Origin of the sequence: Brevundimonas sp. SH203, from assembly GCF_002157625.1 — a bacterium.
GTDB lineage: Bacteria > Pseudomonadota > Alphaproteobacteria > Caulobacterales > Caulobacteraceae > Brevundimonas.
In genome coordinates this window covers 121,644-144,682 of the sequence record NZ_BDMM01000007.1, presented here as the reverse complement: position 1 = coordinate 144,682, position 23,039 = coordinate 121,644, and the positions used below count along the sequence as shown (strand labels likewise).

The following is a 23,039-nucleotide window of genomic DNA, read 5'->3' as shown; positions in this document are numbered from 1 at the left end:
GCAAGGACGGCGTGACCCCGGCCGAGCTGTCCACGCGGCTGGCCGACGAGATCGAGAGCGTGTGCGCGGCCTTGGGGCTGAAGTTCCGGCGCAGCACCGGCTGGCTGCGATGCCATTCGCCCTGGACGCTGAAGAAGGCGCCCAAGCTGGACGTCGATGTCAGCCAGAAGCCGGGGCGGTGGAAATGCTGGGAGACGGGCAAGGAGGGCGACGCCCTGGGGCTGGTCGGCTGTCTGCTGACGGCCCAGCCCGACATGCGCACCCATGCCGCGCGGCTGGAGGGCATCCGCTGGGCGCGCGACCGCTATGGCCTCGCCGGCGGCGATTTCGACCGGGCGGCGTGGAAGGCCTCGGTGGAGGCGGCGAGGGTCCGCGCACAGGAGGCCAAGAAGAAGGCCGAGGCGGACGCCAAGCGCAATCGCGGCATCGCCGAGGCGGTCTGGATCAACGCCGATGCCTTGCGCCCTACATCCAGGGCGTCGGATGGGACGGTCATCCCCGGCTGCGACGGCGCGCGGTATCTGGAGGCGCGCGGGATCGACCTGGCCCAGCTGGGGCGGTTGCCGCGCGCGATCCGGTTCAGCCCGGCCGAGACGTGGAAGGATCCCAGGGGCGAGACGCCCGACCACACCGGCCCGGCCCTGGTGTCCGCCATGACGCGGGCGGACGGGACGTTCGCCTGCATCCACCGCATCTGGATCGACCCGACCCGGCCGGGCGAGAAGGCGCCGCTCGATCCACCGCGCAAGATGTGGCCGTCCAGCCATGGGGCGGCGATCCGCCTGTGGCGCGGCGACGGCGCGTTGAGCGAAGGCGATGCGGAGAAGCGCGGCAAGTCCGGGCCTCTGGTCGTCTGCGAGGGCGTCGAGGACGGCCTGTCCATCGCCCTGATGACGCCGGAATATCGGGTGCATGCGGCCGGAAGCCTGTCGGGCATGATGTCCTATGAGCCGCCGGCATGCGCCAGCGAGATCATCGTCGCGGCCGACAACGACTGGACCACGCCGACGGCGATGGGCCAGCTGGCCCGCGCCGTCGCGCGGCTGAAGGACACGGGCAAGCCGGTTCGGGTGGCGAGAAGCCCGGTCGGCAAGGACTTCAACGATCTGTTGCGGGGCTTAGAGTGAAAACCAGAGGACAGAGCGGCGGCGGCTGGGGCGGGGAGTTCGACCTCGCGCATAGCTGGGCCGAATGGGATGCCTTGCCGCGCGGCGTCAGGCGCTTGTACGCGAGCGCGCCTTACAACTACACGGCCATCGAGGCGGTGCGCGCGATGGCGCGCGGCGAAGACATGCGGGCCTTTGCCCAGCACAAGCAGGCGCGGTTCGAGCGCCACGTCATGCGCGAGAGCAAGCGTCTCTATGGCGAAGTCCAGATCGGATACGTCCGATGACGACGGATGCGCCAAAGAGCTTTCCGCCCGGCTCGCCTGAAGCGATGGCCGAGTATCGACGGGTCAAGGCCGAGATCGACGCCAAGCTGAAGGGCGGGCGTGACGCGATTTTGCATGCGCCAGAGTTTCAGGATGATTGGGGCGCGCCTCCCGGACGCACCAAAGACCGCGATGATGACGATGACGACGCCGGCGACGATGACGGCGGCGGTGGCGACGGCGCTGGCGACGACACCCCGGCCCGCCGCTATCGCAGCATCCGCTTTCAGAAGATCAATCATGAGGGCCTGCTGTATTGGGCCACGCTGGGGCCGGTCGGGGACGACTGCCCCGTCACCTGTCTGGGGCGCGACGGGAAGGTGTTCTTCTTCCTGACGCCGGGCGGTCAGCTGGTGAACTATGAAGACGGCAAGTTCGGGCAGGCGCACATTCAGGCCCTGTTCGCGGGGCCGGCCATCGACTGGCTGTTGCGGGAGTTCCCGGCGATCAGCGCCAACGGCCTGTGGACCGGGTTCAAGGCCAACTACGCCCAGATCGCCCTGTTCTCGGCCTGCAACGCCCAGGGCGTGTTCGACGCGCGCGAGAAGGTGCGCGGCCTGGGCTGCTGGAAAGGGCCGAACGGCGAACTGATCCAGCACCTGGGCGACGAGGTGTGGATCGACGGGCCGGACGGGCGGACGACGCACAAGCCCGGCATGATCGGCAAGCACGTCTATCCCGGCCGACCGCCCGTTCCCCGCCCCCTGCCGGGCGGCGCCAAGGCGGCGCGGGTCGTGTTCGATGACCTGAGAAGCTGGAACTGGGCGCGCGGAGAGCTGGACGCGCGGCTGCTGCTGGGCTGGGTCGCGTGCGCGATCATGGGTGCGGCGCTGGACTGGCGACCGATGATCTTCATGACCGGCGATGCGGGGTCCGGCAAATCGTCGGTGCAGGAGCGACTGAAGAAGCTGATGGGGCCGCGCCTGGCCTCGACGGTCGATGCGACGCCCGCCGCCCTGCGCCAGATCGTGAACCACGACGCCATCGGGGTCAGCTTCGACGAGATCGAGGCCGACATGAACAACAGCCAGGGGACCGACGTGATGAAGCTGGCCCGCGTGGCGGCGTCGGGCGGGACCACCTATCGCGGCGGCAAGGATCACAACGCCTCGGAATTCACCCTGCGCGGCTGTTTCGCCTTCTCGGCCATCGTGCCGCCGTCGATGCGGTCGCAGGACATGCAGCGCCTGGCCTTCCTTCGGCTCGGCCCGCTGAAGGCCGGGGGACGGATGGCGGAGTTCACCGACGCGGACATGGAGCGGATGGGCCAGCAGATCGCCGGGCGGATCGCCGAGGGCTGGCACCGCTGGACCGACACGCTGCGCGCCTATGAGGACGGGATGCAGCGGATCGACCACAATCAGCGCGGGGCCAAACAGTTCGGGACGCTGCTGGCGGCGGCGGACCTGCTGCTGTTCGACGACGTGCCGGCGTCGGACACGGTCGATAGCTGGGTCGCCGGTCTGGAGCGCAAGGAGCTGTATGAATACGAAAGCTCGGACCCGACCTGGCTGCGGGTGCTGCGGCACATTCTGGCGGCGCAGCCGGACATCTGGCGCACGGTCGGATCGCCGACCGTGGCCGAGGTGATCCGCGATTACATCAACAACGTCGGCGAGGACGACAAGCGCAAGGAGCAGCGCCGTCTGAACCGGGCGGGCCTGGCGCTGGTCAGGGATCGCAAGAAAGGCCATCTGTGGCTGGCCGTGCCCGCGACACACCAGCAGCTGTCGGCGATGTTCAACAACTCCGACTGGCGCGCCAACGGCGGCGAGGGCCTGTGGACCACGTCGCTGCGCGGCGGCGACAAGTGGGACGCCGAAACCGACCAGGGCGTCTATCGCGTGGACAATGTGCCCCAGCTGGGGCGGGTCAAATGCACCCTGATCCGGCTGGACGCCAAGGTGACGCTGAACGGGGTGCTGACGCCGATCTTCGACGTGGACCCGGAGAAGGAAGAGGCCCTGCCCGAAGCGGCCTAGGCCGCATCGTCGCGAAGGATCGCGGCGACCTCAGAGGCTTCGCGCGCCTTCAGCTCGTGGTCGAGCGAGGCGCGCGACAGGGCCGTCGCCAATTCGGCCCGCCAGTTCTGGTTGATGGTGTAGGGCTGACCCTGACGAGCGGCGCTGGCGATGCGGCGGATGGTGCGGTCGTTGACGTTCAGCAGGGCGGCGAGCGGGGCCTGCCACTCGCGCCCGAACAAGGCGGCGCCGGCGCGGCATACGAGATCGGGCGTCAAATCAGTCATGGGGCGTATCCATAGGGCAGGAAGGCGGGGGCGGCCAAGCCGTCCCCGCCCCTGGGGTCAGTCTTCGTCGTCGGCCGAGGCCGTGGGATTGGCCGTCAGGTAGTCGGTAGCGGACATCGCGGCGTCAGCTCGGGTCCAGTTGTAGTGTTCGTCTCCAACCTCCGCGCCGTTCGCTTGAGCGCGTTCGTCGATCAGAGCCCGTAAAGCCACGGCCTTGGCGTCCACGTCTGCGAGGCCATGCGTCTCGATCAACGCCGCCTCGATCCAGCCGAGGTATTCGGCCTCGTCAGCCGCATCGCGGTCTTCGTCCTGGTCGACGGCATCGTCGTCCGCTTCGGCCGAGACCGGTTCGGGCGCGGCGACTTCGGTGAATGTCGCCAGCAGCTGCGGACGCCAGCCGAGTTCGCGGGCGTTGTGCGCCACGATGTCGGACAGATCAGCCTTTTTCGCCCCAGCCCCCGGCGACGAGTTTCCGACGGTGGCGATGACGTCCAGCAGGGCGTCCTTAGACCCGCCGTTGATGAAGTTCCAGTCAGGGGTCCACGCCTGTTCGATGACGACGCCCGCCTTGTTGGCCATCCAGCCCAAATGGGTCCAGCGATCAGCATTGCGGCTTTCGATCTTCTCCTCGTCCGCATCCAGCGTCAGAGCGAAGCACAGGGCCATAAGCGACTGGCGCTCTTCGACCGTCAGGGCTGCTATGGCGTCGCAGAAGGCGACACGACCTTCGGGTAGGCGTTTCGACCACGCATCGACTTCCTCGCCGACCAAGTCCTGCCCCTTCACCTTGACCTCTGGCGTCTTGCCATGCCGGGTTTCGGGCAGGAGACGGCTGGGGAGGCCGTCGCGCTCTGGACGGCCCCAGCGATCCTTGCGCAGGGTCGCCCAGGCCAGCTGGGTCGCCATTGCGATCATCGCCACGTCGGGTTGGTAGACGAGCGCGACGCGGGTCGCCTCGGTCGCGACCTGGGTCATGACGTGGTGGCCCTTGTGGCCCCAGCCGTAGAGGGCGGGTTCACGCTTCGCCAGCGGGAGCGGCGCATTGACGTCCACCTTCTTTCCGAGTTTGCGATAGCCCTTCTTGACCTCGAAATCGGCGCCGTGCTGCGGGACGAGGAAGACGATGCCCTGGGCCATCTGCTCGGCCGTGAAGGGCTTGGGCTTGTTCTTCTTGCCCTCGCCTTCCGGCTTCATGACCTCATAGCCGTCCTGCCAACCCCAGCTGTATTCGGCAACGATCATCTTAGACCATCCCTCGGCCAAAAAGCCGTTCTCCATCTCGCGCAGCTTGCCTTGCGCCAGTTCATGGACGAGGTCGCCGTCCGACCATTGTTCGTCTGCCTGATGGTGCGAGAACAGGTCCTGGACGAAGGTTCCGCCCGCCGCCGCATAGGCGTCCCGGCCGATAAAGCGCGCCCACTTGTGGTTTGCGGTGACGGCGCCCTTGGTCAGGGCGCTCTTGATGTGATGGGCGTAGAACGGCTTGTCGCCGGGCTGGGCGTCCAGCAGGGCGTGTTGCTTGTCGTGGTCCGTGGTCAGAGTGAAGGCGTAGGCGACATCGAGGTCGAACCGGCCGGAGCGGAAAGCTTCCAGAACGCGCGGCGACAGGGTGCGGAAACGCAGCAGCTGGGTCACGGTTTTTGGCGAGACGGCGAAGGCGGCGGCGATCTGCTCGGCCGACATGCCCTCGTCGAACTTGGCGTTATAGGCGAGGAATTCGTCTGCCGGGTGTTGATCCTCGCGGACGAAGGTGGCCAGCGATGCGGCCGAGGCGTCCTCTTGCGACGTCACGAAGACGTCCACGGCCTCGACGATGACGGCCCCGACCCCATCGGCTTCGGCCTCGATCAGTTTCAGGGCGGTCCAGCGGCGGCCGCCGTCCCAGACGGCGGCGCGGCCGTCGGCATCGATGTAGGCTTTCAGCGGCTCCAGCAGACGCCCGAAGTGGCGGATCGATCCGGCCAGCAGGGCGATCTTGTCAGCGTCATGGGCCGTTTCGGCGCGGACGTTCTCGCCGGCGATGTAGGTCTGCGACAGGGGAAGTTTGACGACGGTGTTCAATTCGGCAGTCATGGCGGTCCTCTTTTGACCAGCGGACGCCCCGACCCAATGCCGAAGCGTAGAACCTGACGGTTCAGGAAAACCCTCTCGCCGGAGCAAAAGGGTTAACCGGAGGCGTCAGGCAGCAACGCGGAGAGCGCGGGCCTGTGCGATGATCGTCGCCGTGTCGGCATCGACGTCGATGTCCGCCAGCACCCAGCAGCCCGGGTAGGATCGCGACCAGAAGGCCAGGTCCGGGGTGAAGTCCTGGAACGCAGTGCAGACGACGCCGACCTCTCCGTCGTCGCGATCCGCCATCAGGGCAAAGCGGGTCATGCCGCCACCGCCATCGGGCGCAGAGCCTCGAACGCGGTGCGAGCGACCAGTGCGCAGATCCAGCGCGGGCAGTCGCCGAAGGATTGCAACTTGTCGGTCAGGGGGCGCTCGGTGGCGCGGGGCGTGTGTCTGACCAGTTCGATGGCGACGATGAGGCGTCGGGCGATCAGGTCGCGATCACGTTGAGGAAGGTGCGCGGTCTCGCGCTCTAGCACGGCTGCTACGGTCATCGGGTCCATCCCAGATGTGCCCCCGGCCCAATGCCAGAGACGTTGAGCGTCGGACCGACGCCCTGTCACGCCCTCTATCTAGGACAGCCCGAGCAGCGCGTCAACATTCTTCATCCCCGACCCTTGGCGCGGACGCGAACCTGAGCGATAACAGGGCGTTCGCCGCCATCTGGCGCTCTTGTCTCCGACCGTGGGTCGGGGGGTAGAGACAATGACCGGGACATCTAAGTGTCTGTTTGGTCGATGGTTTTCAGGCGTGTCCCCAATGTCTCCGATGTCTCGGTCGTTTCACATGACGCGCGCGCCTGACCGACTGCGACCGGCGTTGAGCCGTGGCGATCCATCGTATGACGACGCGACCCCGAGACATCGGAGACATTGGGGACATGTAGTGATTATCATAAACAATAGAGACACTTAGAAGTCTCCGATCCTGTCTCGATCAAGTCTCCGACCCGCCGCGTTGCGGATCGGGCGGCGGCGTCACCCTCGGATCGAATAAACAAAGAGGGTGATATGAGCGGCGGCGTGGGTGCGGCGGTAGGTGAGGCCTTGGCGGCGGGCGCGGACATGGCCGAGGTTGTCCAGGCGGGCCTATTCGAAGATCTCGACGTGCAGGACACCGGCGCGCTGGACGCGCCGTCGCCGTTGTCGGCCGCCCTGCCCTCGGTCGTTCGGCGCGGACGGCCGAAAGGATCGAAGAACCGGCGCACCGAGGCGGTCACGTCTTGGCTGCTGGGCCAGCACCGTCACCCGCTGTCCGTCATCATGGAGGCCTATTCCATGACGACGATCCAGCTGGCCGAGCGCCTGGGCCTGCAAAAGGCGACCAAGACGGTGAAGGAAAAGCGCGAGGTCGCGGGCGGCATCGTCGAGGTCGAGGTCGAGGTGAAGCTCGACTACTATTCGAACGACGTGCTGCTCGACCTGTTCAAGCTCCAGATGCGCATGGCCGAGGTCGCCACGCCCTACGTCGCGCCGAAGATCACGGCGGGCGGCGAAGGCGAGAGCGGTCCGACGCTCAACGTCAGCTTCGCGGCGATGAACTTCGGCGGAACAGGCGTCTCCGTTCCCGCGCGCGGGGTCGATGCCGGTCAGGATTTGGGCGGTGGGATGAGCGTTCGACTAGGCCAAGTCGGACGGAGGCAGTCGGACGAAGACACAACGTCCTAAATAGGCTTGATAATTTGGATAACTAGAAGTTATCTTTGACGTGTCCGCGATCTAGGACGCCCCCGGAAAACGCCTCCACCAACCCCTTATGGGCAAGCGGTCCCGCACTGATTGGCGTTGCCGGAATTCGAAGGCGGCGAACCTCCCATCGATAGCCCCAGGGTCGGGGTGACGCGCGGGAGGTTTCAGGGTGGGGGAGACGGTTTTCGATCCCAGGGTCTATGTGCCCTCCGGGCCGACGGTGCGTCGGTTCCACGAATCAACCGCCTTCACCCGACTGATGGCAGGTCCGATCGGATCCGCCAAGACCACAGCTGCATTTGTCGCCGAACCCTTCTTCACGGCGATGACGCAGAAGCTGAACAATCAGGGCGTCCGCGAAGCCAAGGTCGGCGTGCTTCGCGACACCTATCGCAATCTGTACGCCACGCTGATCCCGACCTGGCATCAGTGGGTGCCTCGCGACTTCGGCAAGTTCACCGGATCCGACGACCGGCCGGCGTCTCACGATCTGGAGTTCCATGCGCCGTTCACGGACGGCACGCCGGGCATGGGGCTGTGCAAGCTGCGCGTCGAGATGCGGGCGCTGGGGACCAACACGGTCGAGGCGGTCTGTCGCGGCTGGGAGCTGCACGGGGCCGGGGTGGACGAGGCCGACCTCGTGCCGATCGAGGCGTTCAGCTTCCTGGGCGGTCGCGTCATGCGTGGCGGGCGGACGGAGTTTCGCGTCAGCCGCGGGGTCTGGGGCACGTTCAACAAGCCCGACACGGACCACCCCCTCTACACGAAATGCGTCGAGGAGGCCGAGCATCATGTCCGCGACGACTTCGAGTTCTTCGACCAGCCCGGCGGCCTGTTGCCCGGCGGTCCGCCCTTCGTGACCAATCCGGCGGCGGAAAACCTCCAGAACCTCGATCCGCAATATTACATCCGCGCGGCGGCAGGCCAGCCGTCCTGGTATGTGCGGCGCATGATCCGCAACCTCTGGGGCGCGTCGATCTCGGGCGAGCCGGTCTTCCCGGAGGCCAATCTCGACATCCTGTTCCTGGCGGAGGAACTGGAGCCTCGACCGGGCGATCACCTGTTCCTGGGCCTCGACGGGGGCGGCACGCCGGCCTGCACAATCAAGGGCGTGACGCCGAGCGGCCGGCGGATCACCTATGCCGAAGTGGTGATCTACGACCCGAGCGACCCGCGCCGGCGCAAGCTGATGCACGGCGTCGGACCGAAGCGGTTCGCCGAGGCGATCCGCGATCTGCTGTCCACGCGGTTCGCGCGCCAGCATGTCAGCATCGGCTATGGCGACCCCGCCGCCTTCTACGGCGCCGACCGCGAGATGGGCGAGTTCTCCTTCATGGAGACCGTCAGCCAGCATCTGAACATCCCGATCCAGCCTGCGCCGTCGAACGAGTTGCAGCTGCGGTTTGATGCGACGCGGAGCCTGATGCTGTCGCTGAACCCCGTCGACGGCCTGCCGCAGAAGCTGATCAATCCGTCCTGCCGGATGCTGCGCAAGGGTTATGGCGGCGACTACAAGTGGGAAGCGCACGATCCCAAACAGCCAGGCAAGCGGCTGAAGCCCCAGAAGTCCGCCAGCTCCCACGCGGTCGAGGCGGACGGCTATGGCGACCTGGGGAGCATCGGCCGCGCCGCACTGACCTCGGGAAATAGGGCCTACGATCAGTTCAAGCCAAAATCTACCATGACCGCGCCGGCCGGCGTGCCGGGCGGCTGGGCGCAGACGTCCGGCGGTGTCTGGGCGCCCACCTCTCCCCAGCCCGCACAGGTCGGCGGGCAAGGCAGCTACAGCTCGGACTGGTCGCCGTGGGGTTGATCGTCAGCGAGGCGTCGGCGTTCGACATGCTGGAGGCGCTGACGGATGCGGGTCAGCGGGGGCGGTTCACGCGCCAACGGTTCGGGGAGATGGCGGCCCAGGTGGCGGCGGGCGTGAGCCTGACGGTGCGGGACGACGCCGGCGTGATGGTCTGCGTGATGGGGCTGTGGCCCGAGGCGGATCATGCAGAAGCCTGGCTGGCGACGGGGCCGGGGTTTCGGCCGCATCTGCGCCGGGCGCTGTCCTGCATCGCGGACGCGCTGTCGGCGGTGGCGGGGGCGGTCGGGCCGCTGGAGGTCCGCATCTATGTGCGGGCGGCGACGACATCGGGCGACTGGAGCGACCGCGTTGCGGGCGCGCGCATGGCGGCAGGATTGGGCTTCGAACGGATCGGGGAAGAGGCGACGCGCCTAGGCCCCGTCGCCGTGTTCAGTCGCATCTATCCCGGAGCAGTCAGCGATGGCCCAGCGCGTTAAGAGCTTCTTCGGAGGCCGCACCCGCGAACAGAAGTGGGCGCAGATCGACGCCGAAAAGGCCCAGGCCCTCACCGCGCGCGAAACCGAGGAGGAAAGCCAGCGGATCAAGGCCGAAAAGGCGGCCTCCGGGCGGCTGCTGCGCGGGGCCGGACGTCGGATGCTGACCTTCCAGGGCGCCAACACCCTCGCCGCCACGATGGGCGGCTGAACGCATGGCCGGCTGGAGCGTCAGCAAGATCCTCGCCCGCGAGCAGGCGGCGCTGCGAAAGCGCAGCGAGGTCAAGCATTACATCGACCGGGCCATGCAGTTCGCCATGCCCTGGCGCGTCGAGCATGGGCGCGGGCGCACGGCGTTCGAACAGTTGTTCGACAGCTCCGGTCCGACCGGCGTCCACCGTTTCGGGTCGCGGCTGCAACGCGATCTGACCCCGCCCTTCTCGCGCTGGACCAAGCTGGAAGGCGGACCGCTGATCCCGGAGGATCAGGTGGAGGCGGTCAACCGCCGGCTGGAGCTGGCGACGACGGTCGTTCATGCCGCGCTGGACGCCTCCGGTTTCGCCAAGGCCAGCCACGAAGCCTATTCCGACCTGTCCATCGGGACGGGCGCCTTGCTGGCGCAGGAAGGCGACGACAACGAGCTGATCCGCTGGAATGCCGTGCCGCCCTGGGCCCTCGCCATTGAGGAGGGCGCGTCGGGCCGTGTCGATAACGTCTATTGGCGTCGCAAATATCCGGCCGATCAGCTGGCGGTGTTGTGGCCCAAGGCGACGGCCTGGCCCGAACGAGTGCGCAAACTGATCGCCGAGGGCAAGACGGAAGAGGTCGAGATCGTCCAGGCCAGCTATTTCGACCTGTCCATCGGTCGCTGGCGGTTCGACGTGATCTGCGTCGAGGGCGGCAAGGACGCCTCGGCCAAGATCCTCGAGACGGAGAACCGCACCAATCCCTGGATCGTCTTCCGCTGGTGGACGACGCCCGGAAATCCGTGGGGGCTGGGTCCGCTGATGCTGACCCTGCCGGACATCATGACCGCCAACAAGGTCGTAGAGATGGTGCTGAAGGCGGCGGCCTATGCCCTGGCGCCGCCGTTGATGGTGGCGCATGACGGCGTCGTGAACCCCGATACGCTGCGGGTCGCGCCGCACGCCCTGATCCGCGTGGCGAGGACCGGCGGGCCGCTGGGGTCGTCGATCCAGCCGCTGGCGATGAACGGCAGCGTGGACCTGGCGCAGCTGTCCCTGTCGGACATGCGGCAGAACATCGCCCAGAACCTGATGGCGCGGCAGTTGCCGCCCGAAAGCGCCTCAGTGCGCTCGCCGACCGAGATCGTCGAACGGATGCGGGAATTCGCCTTCGATACCGGATCGGCGTTCGGGCGCATGAATCACGAATATATCCCGGCCGTGATCAGCCGCGTGCTGGACGTGCTGGACAAGAAGAAGGTTCCGGGCATCGACTTCGACGAACTGCGGATCGACCACCTGATCCTGAAGGTGCGCGTCACCTCGCCGCTGGCCCAGCAGCAGAACCTGGAAGACGTCGAGCGCGGCACCCGGTTCATGGAGCTGGTCAAGGCCATCGGCGGCGACGAGCTGCTGACCGCGACCGTCAATGTCGAGGACATCGCCAAGTTCGCGCCGTTAATGGGGGCGCCGGCCTGGTTGCCCCGCGCCAAAGAAGATCGCGACAAGCTGTTGAACGCGGTCGGCGACGCCGCCGCCGAAGGTCAGGCGCCGCCGATGATCCAGACCCAGGGCGCGCCCCCTGAAATGCCGAACCTCGCCGCATGAGCCCGCTCGTACTCGCCACCCTTGCGTGGGTCCGGTCGCAGATCGTGGAACCCGACGACGCTGTCGGCGACGACTATCGGGCGGACGCCGCCCTGGTTCACCGCGTCTTCACGGGGCCGGACGGCCCGGCGCTGATCGAGCTGCTGGCCAAGACGACGGTCCTGCGCCCGGCCTTGAACCCGGCGCTGCATGGGTCCGCCAGCCATGACTACGCCCAACGTCGTGCCGGGGAGAACGGCGTCTTCGCCGCCCTGATCCACCTGCATGACACCCACGTCAAACTCACCGAAAGGACCGACCATGACCGACGCCATCGAACAGACCGACCCGTCCCTGTCTTCGGATGGGGCGAACCCGACGCCCGAACAGGCGGCGGCCACGACCGCCCAGCAGGATCCGACACAGGCTTCGACCGAGCAGGCGAAATCGCCTTCCGAGGCTGAGAAGACGCCGGAACAGATCGCCGAGGTGGCGAAGGCCGAGGCCGAGGCGGCCCGCGCCGTCGTTCACGCGGAGGCTTCGGCCTATGGCGTCAACATCGACGACGACGCCAAGGCGGCGCTGGGCCTGTCGGAGGCTGACGATCCGATCATCAAGGGCCTGACGGAAATCGCCGCCAAGAGCGGCATGACCCAGGGCGCCGTCGACGACTTCCTGAAAACGGCGGCCGAGATGGCCAAGGCCGGACTGTTCGACACGGGGTTCGATCCGGCCGTCGAAATGGCGGCCCTGGGCGAGAACGCGGCCGGACGGCGCCGCGAGGTCGAAATCTTCGCCGATGCGCTGAAGGCGCGCGGCGAGGGTTTCGACGACGGGATGCATCAGGAGCTGATGAGCCTGTCGCCCACCGCCAACGGCGTGAAGTTGGTCGAGTTCTTCCGCAAACTGGCGGGACCGGCCGGGGAGATCGTGGCGCCGGACAAAGGCGGCCCGACGGCCAAGGATGAGGCCCTGGCGAAATGGCGCGAGCAGCGTGTCGATCCTCGATATGAGACCGACAAGGACTTCAGAAGGGCGACCGAAAAGCTGTTTGCGGACGCGCATCGCTGACCGCGTTGCGGGATCGGACGCGGCCGTAGCGTCGGCAGGGTCAACCTGCCGGCGCTTCAGTCGGCCCCTATGGAGCGCCTGCCATGTCCTTCAATATCGACGCCGCATTCATTCCGAAGTTCAAGGAAGAATTCATCATCCGCGCCCAGCAGACCAAGCGGATGCTGGACGGCCTGTCCGAGGAGGGCGGCACCTTCATCGGCAACGAGGTCCACTTCCCGCGCTTCGGTCAAGCCGAGACCACCAAGTCGAGCCGACTGCAAGAGCTGGCGATGAACGGCGTGCCGATCGACTGGGTGAAGATCGCCGCCGAGCCCGAGTTCGTCACCTTCGGCATCTGGGATCCCGACAAGACCAAGATGACGATCCCGATGGCCGGCGCTTTCGCCCAGGCCGCCGTCAAGGCGGTGAACCGCGCCAAGGATCGCCAGCACATCGAATGTCTGGCCGACGTGGCGAACAACGGCGTCAGGAACACCAAGGGCGATATCGAGACGATCACGACCCTTGGCTCCTACACGACCGAAATCGATCTGGAGCAGGTCGCGAACGCCATCGTCGAACTGGGGACCAACGAGATGTTTGAGGGCGAGAAGGTCTCGATCATCACGCCGTTCAAGATCAACGTGCAGCAGCAACTCGATCCGATCCTGCACAAGATGGACGTCAAGACCAATCGCGTGTGGGACCGCATCGACTGGCGCACCTATGAACGCCTGCCGGGCAACGGCCCCGCCGGTCAAGGCTGGGCGTCGGCCGGTGCGACCGGCGTCGATGTCTTCATCCACGCCAAGTCGGCGGTGATGCACGCCACCAACGACGACGACGTCGAGATCAACGAACGGATGGGGTCGCGCCTCGGCGACCTGATCGGCCGCTGGTTCCAGACCGCCTCGGGCGTCACCCAACCCAAGGGCGTCATCCGCATCAAGGGCAAGCTGGACTTCGCCCTGCACCGCGTGGCGACGCCGACCAAGACGGTCGCCTAAGCCCTCTCCCCGTCTCGGCCCGTGTCCTGGATGCAGGACACGGGCCGTCATTCTAGGATCGCGCCGTGAGCCAGACCGACCTCGACATCTGCAACCTGGCCATCGACCGGGTGTCCGGAGACCGCATCGACAGTTTCGGCGAAGATAGCCCGCTGGGCGTCTTTTGCGCCGACCACTATCCGCACACCCGCGACGTGCTGATGGGGAAATACCGCTGGACCTTCCTGAACATGGTGCGGCCGCTGGCGCGCCTGGCCTTGCAGCCGGGCGACACCGGCGTCATGGCTTGCAAGTTCGCCGCCCCGGCCGATCTGATCGGCGCAGTTCACGCCTTTCGCGACGCCGCCGATCCCCAGGCCGCCCGGCTGACGCCCTATGTGCTGCTGGTGGACGGCTTCTATTGGGCCGACGACGCGCCCCTGTTCGCCGAATATACGGCCGCCAAGCCGGTGACGGCCTGGCCGACCTGGTTCAAGGAACTGCTGGTGACGGCCTTCGCGGCCAAGCTGGCTGATCATTGCCAGAACGGCGTCCTGGCCCGCCGCCTGGAACAGACAGCCTGGGGCCTGCCCGGCGAGAACGGCGAGGGCGGCCTCTACGCCCAGGCCCGAAACGAGGACAGCCGACAGGCGCCGCAGCGGACCTTGAACAGCGTCGGCGGCGTCGATGCCGGGCCTTTGGTGGGCGTCCGCTACGGCGGCGGCTTCTCGGCCTTCGACCGGTTCGGCATTGGGTACGGCTGATGGGCGAGGTTCACCGGCAGTCCAACTTCACCGGCGGTGAGATCGGACCCCGCTTTCTGGGGCGGCGCGACCTGAAGGCCTACGCCTCGTCGCTGGCCCTGTGCGAGAACATGCTGCCGCTGCCCCAGGGCCCCATCGTCCGGAGGCCGGGTCTGGCGCATCTGGACATGATCCGCAATCGCCTGGAAGCCGTACCGATCACAGCAGCCATGCTGTCGGCGCCCAATGGCGGAGACGTGGCCGCCCTGGTCGCGGGAACCGGAATGGTCACGACCTCGGTCATCGGCGCGGCCGATCCGCACGTCCTGCTGGAGATCGACTTCGGCGCGCCCGCGATGGTCGGCATGATCGACCTGGTCGATTTCGCGCTCGTCGAGGCCGGAACCGGCGGGGGCGATCCCGGCGACCTGCCCGATCCGACGCCTCCGCAATATCCGTGGAAACCCAGCCGTCCAGAGTATCAAATCCCATGACCTTGCCTGCGACAGCTGCAAAGGCGGTGGCCTTGCAATATCAGGCGGCGGACGGCGGCTGGGTCACTGTGGCCGAATGCGATGTCGGCGCCATCCTGCGCACCCGACGTCTCGCCAGTCCGCCGGGGCAAGCGATCACGGCGCGGCGCTGGCGGGTGATCAAGAAGACCGCCGAGGATCTGGCGGGGGTTTTCCGATTGAGTGGCCTGAGGGCGTTTCGGGAAACCGCGACGCTCTCCGCCCACAAGCGCTGGACCTTCGACTTCGACGCCGGTGAGCAGCGTTACGGCCTGATCGCTACCGACGGCAATGTCGAAGTGTATCGACGCGGCGTTCGCGTGGCCTCCATCCCGTCGCCGTACAGTCATGAGACGACGACGCAGGTCCGCCGCACCCAGTCCCGCGACACCCTGATCGGTTTTCATGTCGATGTCGCGCCCTATCGGTTCGCGCGACAGGGTGGTCACACGGAATGGGACAGCCGTGTCCAGCCTCTGAAGAACGTCCCGATCTTCGACTATACCGGCCAGCGCGCCGGCGGGGTGAACGAGGTCCAGACGCTGACCTTCGTCGACTACGAAGGCGGCGACACCTTCAACATCACGCTGGAAGGCGAAACCACGTCCAGCATCGCCTACAGCGCGTCGGGCGCCACGCTCGCGGCTTCGGTCGCGGCGGCGTTGCAGAGCCTGTCGAACGTGGGCGCCGGCGGCGTCAGCGTCGCCGCGCCCTCGGGGGCCACGCTGCATGTGACCTTCATCGGCGCGAACCGGGCCGACGATCTGGGCGAGATGGCCCCGACCACCCTGCAATCGGAGAAGGGGCGGGTTCGGGTCGCCACCCTGGTTCAGGGCAAGGCCGGCGGGGAGCCGGTCATCAGCGACGCCAGGGGCTGGCCCGCCGTCGGGGTCTTCTTCGGATCGCGGCTCTGGATGGGCGGGCTGAAGTCGCGGACCCAGACCCTGTTGTCGTCGCGGCTGGGCTTCTTCTTCGACTTCCAGACCACGGGTGCGGCGACGGCCGACAAGGGCATAGACGTCGATCTGGACACCGACGAAAGCACCGACATCATGGCGCTGTTCCCCGGTCGCCACCTTCAGGTGTTCAGCCAGTCGCAGGAGTTCTTCTGCCCGGCCATCCCCATCGTGCCGCCCGCGCCCTTTCCGCCCTCGTCGAAGGCGGGGCTGGAGCCCGGCACGCCGATCCTCGAAATGGACAGCAACGCCGTCTTCGTCCAAGCCGGAGGCCAGACGATCTCGCGCACGCTCTACAGCGCGGCCGACGAGGAAAAGTATATCGTCGATCCACTGTCGTCCTTCGCCTCGCACCTGATGGCCGGCGATAACGGAAAGATCGTCGCCGGGGGGATGCGGCGTCATCGCAGCACCGACCTGCCGAACCTCGGCCTGTTCATCCGTGCGGATGGCGGCGGGGTCGCCATGACCGCCCTGTTGTCTCAGGAGGTCCTGGGGTTCGCGCCCTGGACCACGGACGGGGCTTTCACGGAGGCGGGCGGCGAGATGGCCGGCGACCTGTATGTCTGCACCCGCCGCCAGTCGGGCGGGGTCGAAAGCCATCGACTGGAGCGCCTTGACGAAGGGCGGATGCTGGACGCCTCGGTGCTGGTCGAGGGGCCGTGCGCCGTCGTGACCGGACTGCAGCATCTGGAGGGGCGAACCGTCGTGGCCTATGTCGATGGCGGGGACGCCGGCGACGTCGTGGTTTCCGGCGCAAAGGCGGTCCTCCCCTATCCTGCCCTGCGTAGCGCAGAGGTCGGTCTGCTGTTCACGCCGCGCGGCTGCACCTTGCCGATCGTGCTTGAGCGCGACCCGCGCGCGGCGCCGTCGATGCACGCCCGCACCGGCGAGATCGCCTTCCGACTGGGGCCGACCGCCAATCTTCATGCCGGGATGGCGGGCAAGCGGCTCTGGCCCGTCCCCCTGAAACGCAGGGGCGGCCACGGCCGACAGGGCGCGTTGCTGGACCATGGCCCCGGCGAAGATGCGTTCGAGGGTTGGACGCGGCTTTATCCGGTTCCCGGCTTCCAAGACGACGCCCAGATCGCCTGGGAGCAGCGTCGTCCGGGGCCGTTGGAGATCCGCGAGGTGGTCGGAGACGTCCAATCCTGAAGAGACAGGAGACGGCGATGCAGGCGGTGATGGCGTTCACCAGGAAGACGGCGGCCCAGGCGGCGGCCAGCTTCACCACCACGAAGGGCGGGCAAGCGACGCCCGGCGGCGGCCTGAGCGGCAAGACGCTGGGCGGGATGAGCCGGGGTGTGTCCATCCTGTCGTCGCTGAGCGAATACGCCGGGGCGCGCCAGCAGGCGGCGGGGCTGGATCAGCAGGGCCGCGACGAGGCGATGGCCGGCCGTCAGGAATACATCCAGGCGGCGCAGCGGGTGAACGCCATCGATGCGGAATACAACGCCCTGGTCGGCGAGCAGCTGGCGGCGACATCGGCGATGGGGATCGACCTGTCGTCGGGTTCGGTCGTGGCGGCGCGGAATGCGGCCGGCGCCGATGCGGATCGGGAACGCCGCCTGATCCGCAACGGAGCGGACACGAACGCCAAATTGAGACGGGTGCGTGAACTGGCCTTCCGTCAGGGCGCCAAGAACCAGAGGTTCGGCTCGACGGTCAAGCTGGGCCTCGACATCGCCTCGGCGTTCGTCTGATGGCGCGCTCGACCTTTCCCGCCGGCGACTTCGGTCGCGGCGTCAGCCAAGGCCTGGTCGGCGGCGCGGTCGGCGCGCCCGGCGCTGGCGGCGCGGCGGCCATAGCCGAGGCGGCCCAGGGGTTCGGCCAGCGCGTGCGCAAGATGGCGGAAACGGCCTGGACCCGCGAAGGCGAGGCCGATGCGGCCCGGATGATCGGGCTGGAAAAGGATTTCGGCGTCACCGCCGCCCTACGTCCAGGACAGGGGGTGGATGACCAGGCCTATAACGCCGCGCTCCGGGGCCAGCATCTGGCGGATCGCCAGGCCGCCTATGTCGAGGAACTGGGCAAGATCGAGATCGCCAATCCCGACAGCGAGGTCGCGTTCGGTCGCGCGCACGAGGGCATGGTCGCGGCCTTCGCGCCGACGGGCGACGCCGAAACCGATCTGGCCTTCGGTCGCTTCCGCACGCTTCAGGACGTGCAGGCCCTGGGGCGGGTGCGCGGCGCGCAGGAGGAGAAGCGCCAGCAGACGGTTCGCGGCGCCTATCTGTCCACCTCGGCGACGGCCGGCACGGCGCTGGGTCAGGCTATCGCCTCCGCCGGGTTCGACACCGCAGGGGCGCAGCTGGTCGGGCAGTCGCTGACGCAGTTCGCGCAAGGGTTGGCGCAATACGGCCCGCGCGAAGCCTTCAGCGTCGGCGGCGTGGACTTCCCGGCCGATCCGACCCGCGCCGGCGTCGTCTCGGTCGAGAAGCTGGCGAGCGATTTCAACGCGGCGCAGGCCCAGGCGCGCATGGCCTGGCTTTCGGCGGCGATGGATCGGGCGCCGACGGCGGCGGCCAAGGCCGCCTTCCTCGGTCAGGTCCAAGAACGCTGGCAGAGCGGCGACGCCATGTTCGCCGGACTGGACGCCCAGGACTTCGGCCAGTTGACGAACCGGCTGGACGCCGAGGTGTCGCGGGCGCGGACCGGCGAGAGCGCGGCGCAGACCCAGATGGCCGAGCGGACCCGCCAGCTGCTGAAGGCCGGGGAATATGGCGACGATGTCGATCCGGGCGAGTTGCGGGCCGCCGCCGCCGCCTCTGGCGATCCGGGCCTGATCGCGCAGGTGGATTTCGCGCTGCAGAACGGGTTCGAGGCGACGCCCGCCAGTCTGCGTGCGGCGGCGACGGCCAGCGGCGTCGCCAGCATAGGCGACACCGCCGACTTCATTATCGACGTGCTGGAGGGGTCAGGCTTTATCGCTGACGACAATGGCCGCGGCCGGTCCCAATACGGGATCACCGAGAAGAGCCATCCTGCGGAGTGGGCGGGTCGGACGCAGATGGATCGGGGTGTCGCCCGCGGCGTGATCCAACGCGACTACGTGCAGCCCTTCGCCCATCTGTCGCCAGCGATGCGAACCGTTGCGAGTGCTGCCGCGACCGTTGGCGGGGTGCAGACGGCGCAGCGCCTGCTGGCGCAGGCCGGAGATGATCCCGAGCGTTTCCTGCAACTCGAAGAAGCGCGATTCCGTCGTTTAGCCTCCGAGAACCCAGATAGATATGGGCGATTTCTGCCGGGCTGGTTGAGGCGGCAAGGTCAGGTGCGTGGCTACCTGCAACAGCAAAGCGCGCGGGTTCGAGCGCTAGAAGGCTTTTCCAGCGACCCTATCGGGTTCGCGCGTGGAAACGGCCGCCGAGCCGCGCTGGCGCCCATCGCCGAATACGATCCGAACGCGGTGTTCAACGGCGACGTAGCCGGTTGGGGCGACTGGCTGCGATCACGCCGTGCGACGGGTCAGCAGTTGGCGCGCGAATGGAAAGGCATCCCGCCCGCGATCCTCAGCGACGATGAAGAAGCTTTTTACAAGGCGCGGTTCCAGTCCGATCCGGCGTCGATCATGACCTTCACGACGGCCGCCGCCCAGGCGCTGGGCGAGGACGGGGCGCGCGAACTGCTGGGGCAGCTGGGGCGCAATCCGGGGCAGGCCTCGGCCGATCTGCACATGGCGTCACTGGCTCTGGACGCCGGGGCGCGCAGCTTCGCGGCCCTGGCGACCGAAGGGCGGCGGCTGATGGCCGAGGGCGCGCCTGCGCCCAGGTTCGAGACGGGCGAAGGTCTGGAGGACGCGCAGCGCGGCGTGGCCGGCGCCTATCGCACCATGCCCGATCTGGCGGGGCCGGTGCTGGCGACGGCGCGGGCGGCGGCGGCGGCGGATGCGGCGCGCGGTCAGCAGCGGCCGGCGGATCACTATGTGCAGAGCGCGCTGGGGCGGAACCCTTACAACGGCAAATTCTATGGCGGCGCGGTCGATGTGAACGGGGCGCAGACCCTGTTGCCGTCGTGGGTGCGCCAGGACGCCATGGACGAGGTGCTGACGTGGGTGTCGCGCGCGGCCGTGGCAGGCAACTGGGGGCCGGTGTTCGACAACGGCCAGCCGATCCCGGTCAGCGGCCTGGCGCGGATGCAGCTGCAGGCCCAGCCGGACGGCCAATATCGGCTGATCAATCCGCGCACCGGGCGGCCCGTGCCGAACCGCCAGGGGCGGCCGTGGGAGTTCGACATCGACACCGACGAGCGTCACGCGGCCCTGCGCCGCGTCATGCCCGACCTGATCCGGCCGCGCCGATGAGCATTCGTTTTCGCAGCGTGCGGCGCGACCAGCCGCGCCAGACCGACGACGTCGCCCCGGCCATCGCCGCCCCGGTTCCGTTCTGGGACACGGTGAACCGCAACATGATCGATGCGGGCCAGACCCGGCGCGCGGGCGCGCGGGAGGAAAGCTACAACGCCCTGATGTGGGACCGGCACCGCGAGGCCGAGCGCCTGCTGGGGCGGCGTCTGCCGTTGTCGGACACGCTGAACGGCGAACCGACGGCGGATCGCGACGGGCTGAAGCGGTTCATGGACCGGGTGATCCCCGTCGACGACTGGAACGCCCGCATCCTGGGGCGGCCCGGTTCCTTGCGGGACGACGCCTATGAGGCCGAGATCGACCGGCTGAGGCGCGAGAACCCCGGCGTTCTGGACGCCCTGCCGACCGAGGCGATGGTGCGCCAGTCGCTGGACCAGGCGCTGACCGGCATTCGACGCCGCGCCGACGACGCCTCGACCGGCTGGACCGGCGGGGCGGCGTCCTTCGTGGGACAGACGGCCGGGGCGATGCTGAGCGATCCGGCCCAGCTGGGGGTCGCGGTCGCGACCGGCGGCTGGGGCGCCGGCAAGTCCCTGCTGATCCGGATGGCGGCGCAGGCGGGCGCCGGCGCAGGGGCCGCCGCCCTGGATGTAGGGCAGAGGATCGAGGACGCCCAGTATGGCGGCCCCGCCTATACGCCCGGCGAGGCCGTGCTGGACATCGGCTTCGGCGCGGCGGGCGGCGCAGGCTTCGAAGCCCTGGCGGCCGGCGGCGGCGCCGCGCTGAGAGCCGCGCGGGCGCGCCTGGTGCGGGCGGGCAACTCCGAGGCGCGCGGCGTGGGCGAGGCGCTGGATCGGCTGCTGGACGACGAGGCGGCCATCGGGACCGCCGACGACTTCGACGCGGCCCGAGAGGCGCTGGCGACGGGCGGTCCCCTGCCCCGCGTCCAGCCGGAGCAAGGGCTGGACGATCTGTTCGGATCGACCGGAACGGACAGGGTGTCAGGGCCTGTCAGGCATTCGCAACCCAAATCAGGCGATCCGGGGGTGTCAGGCGGTGTCAGGCCATCGCAACCTGAATTGCAGGCCGCCGACTATCGGGGCCGGACCATCTATGCGGGCCGGTTCGATCCGATGACGGTCGAGGCGGACGCCGCCCGGTTCCAATACAAGGCCGAGGGCGACGCCGACGGGGTGACGAACCGGCTGAAGGGCGTCGAGCGCTGGGACGCCACGGCGTCGGGCAAGGCGATCCTGTTCGAGGATCTGGACGGGCGGATGATCGTCGCGGACGGCCACCAGCGCCGGGGCCTGGCGCGCCGGCTGGCGGAACAGGGGTGGGAAGACGCCCAGCTGGACGGCTATCTGTTCCGGGCGCGCGACGGCTGGACCGACCGCGAGGTGCGCGTGGTCGCGGCGCTGAAGAACATCCGCGAAGGGTCCGGCGCGATCATGGACGCGGCCAAGCTGTTCCGCGAGGCGCCCGGCGCGATGCGGGATCGCAGCCTGCCGATCACCGGCGAGTTCATCCACCAGGCGCGCCAGCTGGCCAGCCTGTCCGACGAGGGGTTTCGCGCCGTCGTCAACAAGGTGATCCCCGAACGCTACGCCGCCGTGATCGGCGAACAGGCGGCGGACCGGCCCGAACTGCACGGCGATCTGGTCGAGCTGATCCGGCGCGGCGAGCCGAGGTCGGCCGAGGGCGCGCGGGCGCTGGTGCAGGAAGGGCTGCTGGACGACTTCATCAAGTCCGAGGGGCGGCAGATGGATCTGTTCGGCGGCCTGCCGCGCGAAAGCACGGTGATCGCGCGCGGCCGCATCCGCGAGGCGGTCATGGGCGCGCTGCGTCGGGACGAGAAGCTGAACGCCGCGCTGGTGCGCAATGCGGAGGCCATCGAGGCCGGCGGCAACATCCTGGCGCGGTCGGACAACGAGCGGCGGCTGGCGGTGGACCGGGCGGCGTCCGAGCTGGTGTCGCGGCTGGCGCTACGCTCCGGCGAGATGGGCGAAGCCTTCGCCGAGGCGGCCGCCGCCGTGACCAAGGGCGAGACGACGCCGGCAGATGCGGCAAAGGGGCTGACGGCGCGCATCCGCGCGGCCGTGGCGGCGGGCGAGGCCCTGGACGCGGTGCGGGCCGAGATGATCGACCCCGCGCCGCCGTCGGCCCAGGCGCTGGAGGCGGCCGGATTGTTCGATGAACCGGCGGGCGTCGGGCAGAAATCCCAGATCGCGCCGAAGCCGGAAGACGCCGCTTTGGAAATGGCAGGCTCTCCAACCGCCCAGGAATTGGTTGTCTATCATGGCTCGCCGACGAGGGGGCTCACTCGCTTGGAGCCCAGCGCCCAACCGGGGTTCGATTACGACCCCGTCGTTTCCGTGACAACCGACCGCAAACTGGCGGAGCAATACGCAACTGTTGATGGCGAGGTTTACGAGGGGCGGGTCTCGACTGTCGGTCTCGGGGACTTCCGCAACGAGGACCACATCAATCAGGTGATCGCGTTCTATGAGCGAACCGAAGGCGCGCTGAGCGATATGGACCTAGAGGCCGTCCGACACGGCGCGTGGAGGCTTTGGGAAAACCCGAAGCTTTGGGACGAGCAAGGTTGGCGCGGCTCCTTTGTCAGAGAACAGCCAGGACGGCCGGACGCGGACTATCTCAATATCTCGTTCCGGTCAGCCGATGACGTGCAGCTTGGCGCCGACCCGCCGAAAACTGCGATCCACCCAGCATTCGAAGATAAGCCGCCGCCCGGCCTGTTCGACGATCTGGATGAACCGCCGCGCGCCCAGCAGGCGGCCGATGTGTTGCGGCGCTGTGCGCCTGGTCAAGGATGATGACGATGGATATGTTTGAATACGTTAGCGCCGTAGGGCGTGTGATCGTTTGGTCGAGCGCGGCTTTCATCGCGGTTTCGTTCGCGTGGGCGTGGGCCTGCGTTCTGCCCC

Annotated in this window: 21 protein-coding genes; 16 read left to right on the top strand and 5 right to left on the bottom strand. The window is 68.1% G+C overall.

Translation table 11 applies throughout. The annotated features are described in order from the left end of the window. The first annotated feature begins 11 nt into the window (after positions 1-11). Genes SH203_RS14375 through SH203_RS14365 form a run of 3 tightly spaced genes read left to right on the top strand, consistent with a single transcriptional unit; the run spans position 12 to position 3,414 of the window. Positions 12-1,127 (top strand): toprim domain-containing protein, encoded by a 1,116-nt coding sequence (locus SH203_RS14375; RefSeq protein WP_159457575.1) that lies wholly within the window; start codon positions 12-14, stop codon positions 1,125-1,127. Continuing rightward, positions 1,124-1,393 carry a hypothetical protein gene (locus tag SH203_RS14370; protein WP_087121644.1) on the top strand — a complete coding sequence of 90 codons (270 nt, stop codon included), beginning with the start codon at positions 1,124-1,126 and terminating at the stop codon, positions 1,391-1,393. The genes SH203_RS14375 and SH203_RS14370 overlap by 4 nt, the downstream gene beginning before the upstream one ends. Further along, positions 1,390-3,414, top strand: coding sequence for a hypothetical protein (locus SH203_RS14365; RefSeq protein WP_143275748.1), 2,025 nt, complete (start codon positions 1,390-1,392; stop codon positions 3,412-3,414). The genes SH203_RS14370 and SH203_RS14365 overlap by 4 nt, the downstream gene beginning before the upstream one ends. On the opposite strand, the gene SH203_RS14360 is transcribed toward SH203_RS14365, so the two are convergent. The 4 genes from SH203_RS14360 to SH203_RS14345 form a co-directional block, all read right to left on the bottom strand. Then, on the bottom strand, positions 3,411-3,680 hold the full coding sequence (locus tag SH203_RS14360; protein WP_143275747.1) for a hypothetical protein: 270 nt from the start codon (positions 3,678-3,680) through the stop codon (positions 3,411-3,413). The two genes, SH203_RS14365 and SH203_RS14360, sit on opposite strands and share 4 nt — an antisense overlap. A gap of 57 nt (positions 3,681-3,737) precedes the next feature. Next, positions 3,738-5,753 (bottom strand): ParB N-terminal domain-containing protein, encoded by a 2,016-nt coding sequence (locus tag SH203_RS14355; RefSeq protein WP_087121641.1) that lies wholly within the window; start codon positions 5,751-5,753, stop codon positions 3,738-3,740. 105 nt (positions 5,754-5,858) lie between these two features. Continuing rightward, the gene (locus tag SH203_RS14350) at positions 5,859-6,056 is read right to left on the bottom strand and encodes a hypothetical protein (RefSeq protein WP_087121640.1); all 198 of its coding nucleotides are present in this window, start codon (positions 6,054-6,056) and stop codon (positions 5,859-5,861) included. Continuing rightward, positions 6,053-6,286, bottom strand: coding sequence for a hypothetical protein (locus tag SH203_RS14345; protein WP_087121639.1), 234 nt, complete (start codon positions 6,284-6,286; stop codon positions 6,053-6,055). The genes SH203_RS14350 and SH203_RS14345 overlap by 4 nt, the downstream gene beginning before the upstream one ends. 516 nt (positions 6,287-6,802) lie before the next feature. On the opposite strand from SH203_RS14345, the gene SH203_RS14340 reads away from it, so the two are divergent. From SH203_RS14340 to SH203_RS14320, 5 genes are all read left to right on the top strand, one after another. Further along, the gene (locus SH203_RS14340; protein WP_087121638.1) at positions 6,803-7,459 is read left to right on the top strand and encodes a hypothetical protein; all 657 of its coding nucleotides are present in this window, start codon (positions 6,803-6,805) and stop codon (positions 7,457-7,459) included. Positions 7,460-7,649: 190 nt separating this feature from the next. Further along, positions 7,650-9,293 (top strand): hypothetical protein, encoded by a 1,644-nt coding sequence (locus SH203_RS14335; protein WP_087121637.1) that lies wholly within the window; start codon positions 7,650-7,652, stop codon positions 9,291-9,293. Continuing rightward, on the top strand, positions 9,284-9,769 hold the full coding sequence (locus tag SH203_RS14330; RefSeq protein WP_143275746.1) for a hypothetical protein: 486 nt from the start codon (positions 9,284-9,286) through the stop codon (positions 9,767-9,769). The genes SH203_RS14335 and SH203_RS14330 overlap by 10 nt, the downstream gene beginning before the upstream one ends. Next, entirely contained in the window at positions 9,753-9,977 is a 225-nt protein-coding gene (locus SH203_RS14325; RefSeq protein WP_087121635.1) for a hypothetical protein, read from the top strand. The genes SH203_RS14330 and SH203_RS14325 overlap by 17 nt, the downstream gene beginning before the upstream one ends. A 4-nt stretch (positions 9,978-9,981) precedes the next feature. Beyond that, entirely contained in the window at positions 9,982-11,559 is a 1,578-nt protein-coding gene (locus SH203_RS14320) for a portal protein (RefSeq protein ID WP_087121634.1), read from the top strand. On the opposite strand, the gene SH203_RS14315 is transcribed toward SH203_RS14320, so the two are convergent. Next, on the bottom strand, positions 11,496-11,861 hold the full coding sequence (locus SH203_RS14315; protein ID WP_087121633.1) for a hypothetical protein: 366 nt from the start codon (positions 11,859-11,861) through the stop codon (positions 11,496-11,498). The genes SH203_RS14320 and SH203_RS14315 overlap by 64 nt on opposite strands. Between SH203_RS14315 and SH203_RS14310 the strand changes: the two genes are divergently transcribed. The 8 genes from SH203_RS14310 to SH203_RS14275 all read left to right on the top strand — a co-directional run bounded on the left by SH203_RS14310 (position 11,860) and on the right by SH203_RS14275 (position 22,928). After that, positions 11,860-12,609 (top strand): hypothetical protein, encoded by a 750-nt coding sequence (locus SH203_RS14310; RefSeq protein WP_087121632.1) that lies wholly within the window; start codon positions 11,860-11,862, stop codon positions 12,607-12,609. The genes SH203_RS14315 and SH203_RS14310 overlap by 2 nt on opposite strands. Before the next feature lie 83 nt (positions 12,610-12,692). After that, a complete protein-coding gene (locus SH203_RS14305) occupies positions 12,693-13,598 on the top strand; it encodes a phage capsid protein (RefSeq protein ID WP_087121631.1) in 906 nt (301 codons plus the stop codon). 65 nt (positions 13,599-13,663) lie between these two features. Continuing rightward, positions 13,664-14,341 (top strand): hypothetical protein, encoded by a 678-nt coding sequence (locus SH203_RS14300; protein WP_087121630.1) that lies wholly within the window; start codon positions 13,664-13,666, stop codon positions 14,339-14,341. Next, positions 14,341-14,814, top strand: coding sequence for a hypothetical protein (locus SH203_RS14295; protein ID WP_087121629.1), 474 nt, complete (start codon positions 14,341-14,343; stop codon positions 14,812-14,814). Before SH203_RS14300 ends, SH203_RS14295 begins: the two co-directional genes overlap by 1 nt. Next, positions 14,811-16,943, top strand: a complete 2,133-nt coding sequence (locus tag SH203_RS14290; RefSeq protein WP_143275745.1) for a hypothetical protein — start codon at positions 14,811-14,813, stop codon at positions 16,941-16,943. Before SH203_RS14295 ends, SH203_RS14290 begins: the two co-directional genes overlap by 4 nt. A 17-nt stretch (positions 16,944-16,960) precedes the next feature. Further along, on the top strand, positions 16,961-17,491 hold the full coding sequence (locus tag SH203_RS14285; RefSeq protein WP_087121627.1) for a hypothetical protein: 531 nt from the start codon (positions 16,961-16,963) through the stop codon (positions 17,489-17,491). Further along, the gene (locus SH203_RS14280; protein ID WP_087121626.1) at positions 17,491-20,088 is read left to right on the top strand and encodes a hypothetical protein; all 2,598 of its coding nucleotides are present in this window, start codon (positions 17,491-17,493) and stop codon (positions 20,086-20,088) included. The genes SH203_RS14285 and SH203_RS14280 overlap by 1 nt, the downstream gene beginning before the upstream one ends. Beyond that, positions 20,085-22,928: a hypothetical protein gene (locus SH203_RS14275; protein WP_087121625.1), complete on the top strand. Its 2,844-nt coding sequence runs from the start codon at positions 20,085-20,087 to the stop codon at positions 22,926-22,928. Before SH203_RS14280 ends, SH203_RS14275 begins: the two co-directional genes overlap by 4 nt. Positions 22,929-23,039: the final 111 nt, after the last annotated feature.

What these genes read in the sequence shown, in the direction of transcription:
- SH203_RS14365 (WP_143275748.1), top strand. Translation starts at nt 1,390, where the DNA reads ATGACGACGGATGCGCCAAAGAGCTTTCCGCCCGGCTCGCCTGAAGCG.
- SH203_RS14360 (WP_143275747.1), bottom strand. Translation starts at nt 3,680, where the DNA reads ATGACTGATTTGACGCCCGATCTCGTATGCCGCGCCGGCGCCGCCTTG.
- SH203_RS14355 (WP_087121641.1), bottom strand. Translation starts at nt 5,753, where the DNA reads ATGACTGCCGAATTGAACACCGTCGTCAAACTTCCCCTGTCGCAGACC.
- SH203_RS14350 (WP_087121640.1), bottom strand. Translation starts at nt 6,056, where the DNA reads ATGACCCGCTTTGCCCTGATGGCGGATCGCGACGACGGAGAGGTCGGC.
- SH203_RS14345 (WP_087121639.1), bottom strand. Translation starts at nt 6,286, where the DNA reads ATGACCGTAGCAGCCGTGCTAGAGCGCGAGACCGCGCACCTTCCTCAA.
- SH203_RS14340 (WP_087121638.1), top strand. Translation starts at nt 6,803, where the DNA reads ATGAGCGGCGGCGTGGGTGCGGCGGTAGGTGAGGCCTTGGCGGCGGGC.
- SH203_RS14325 (WP_087121635.1), top strand. Translation starts at nt 9,753, where the DNA reads ATGGCCCAGCGCGTTAAGAGCTTCTTCGGAGGCCGCACCCGCGAACAG.
- SH203_RS14320 (WP_087121634.1), top strand. Translation starts at nt 9,982, where the DNA reads ATGGCCGGCTGGAGCGTCAGCAAGATCCTCGCCCGCGAGCAGGCGGCG.
- SH203_RS14310 (WP_087121632.1), top strand. Translation starts at nt 11,860, where the DNA reads ATGACCGACGCCATCGAACAGACCGACCCGTCCCTGTCTTCGGATGGG.
- SH203_RS14315 (WP_087121633.1), bottom strand. Translation starts at nt 11,861, where the DNA reads ATGGTCGGTCCTTTCGGTGAGTTTGACGTGGGTGTCATGCAGGTGGAT.
- SH203_RS14305 (WP_087121631.1), top strand. Translation starts at nt 12,693, where the DNA reads ATGTCCTTCAATATCGACGCCGCATTCATTCCGAAGTTCAAGGAAGAA.
- SH203_RS14295 (WP_087121629.1), top strand. Translation starts at nt 14,341, where the DNA reads ATGGGCGAGGTTCACCGGCAGTCCAACTTCACCGGCGGTGAGATCGGA.
- SH203_RS14290 (WP_143275745.1), top strand. Translation starts at nt 14,811, where the DNA reads ATGACCTTGCCTGCGACAGCTGCAAAGGCGGTGGCCTTGCAATATCAG.
- SH203_RS14285 (WP_087121627.1), top strand. Translation starts at nt 16,961, where the DNA reads ATGCAGGCGGTGATGGCGTTCACCAGGAAGACGGCGGCCCAGGCGGCG.
- SH203_RS14280 (WP_087121626.1), top strand. Translation starts at nt 17,491, where the DNA reads ATGGCGCGCTCGACCTTTCCCGCCGGCGACTTCGGTCGCGGCGTCAGC.
- SH203_RS14275 (WP_087121625.1), top strand. Translation starts at nt 20,085, where the DNA reads ATGAGCATTCGTTTTCGCAGCGTGCGGCGCGACCAGCCGCGCCAGACC.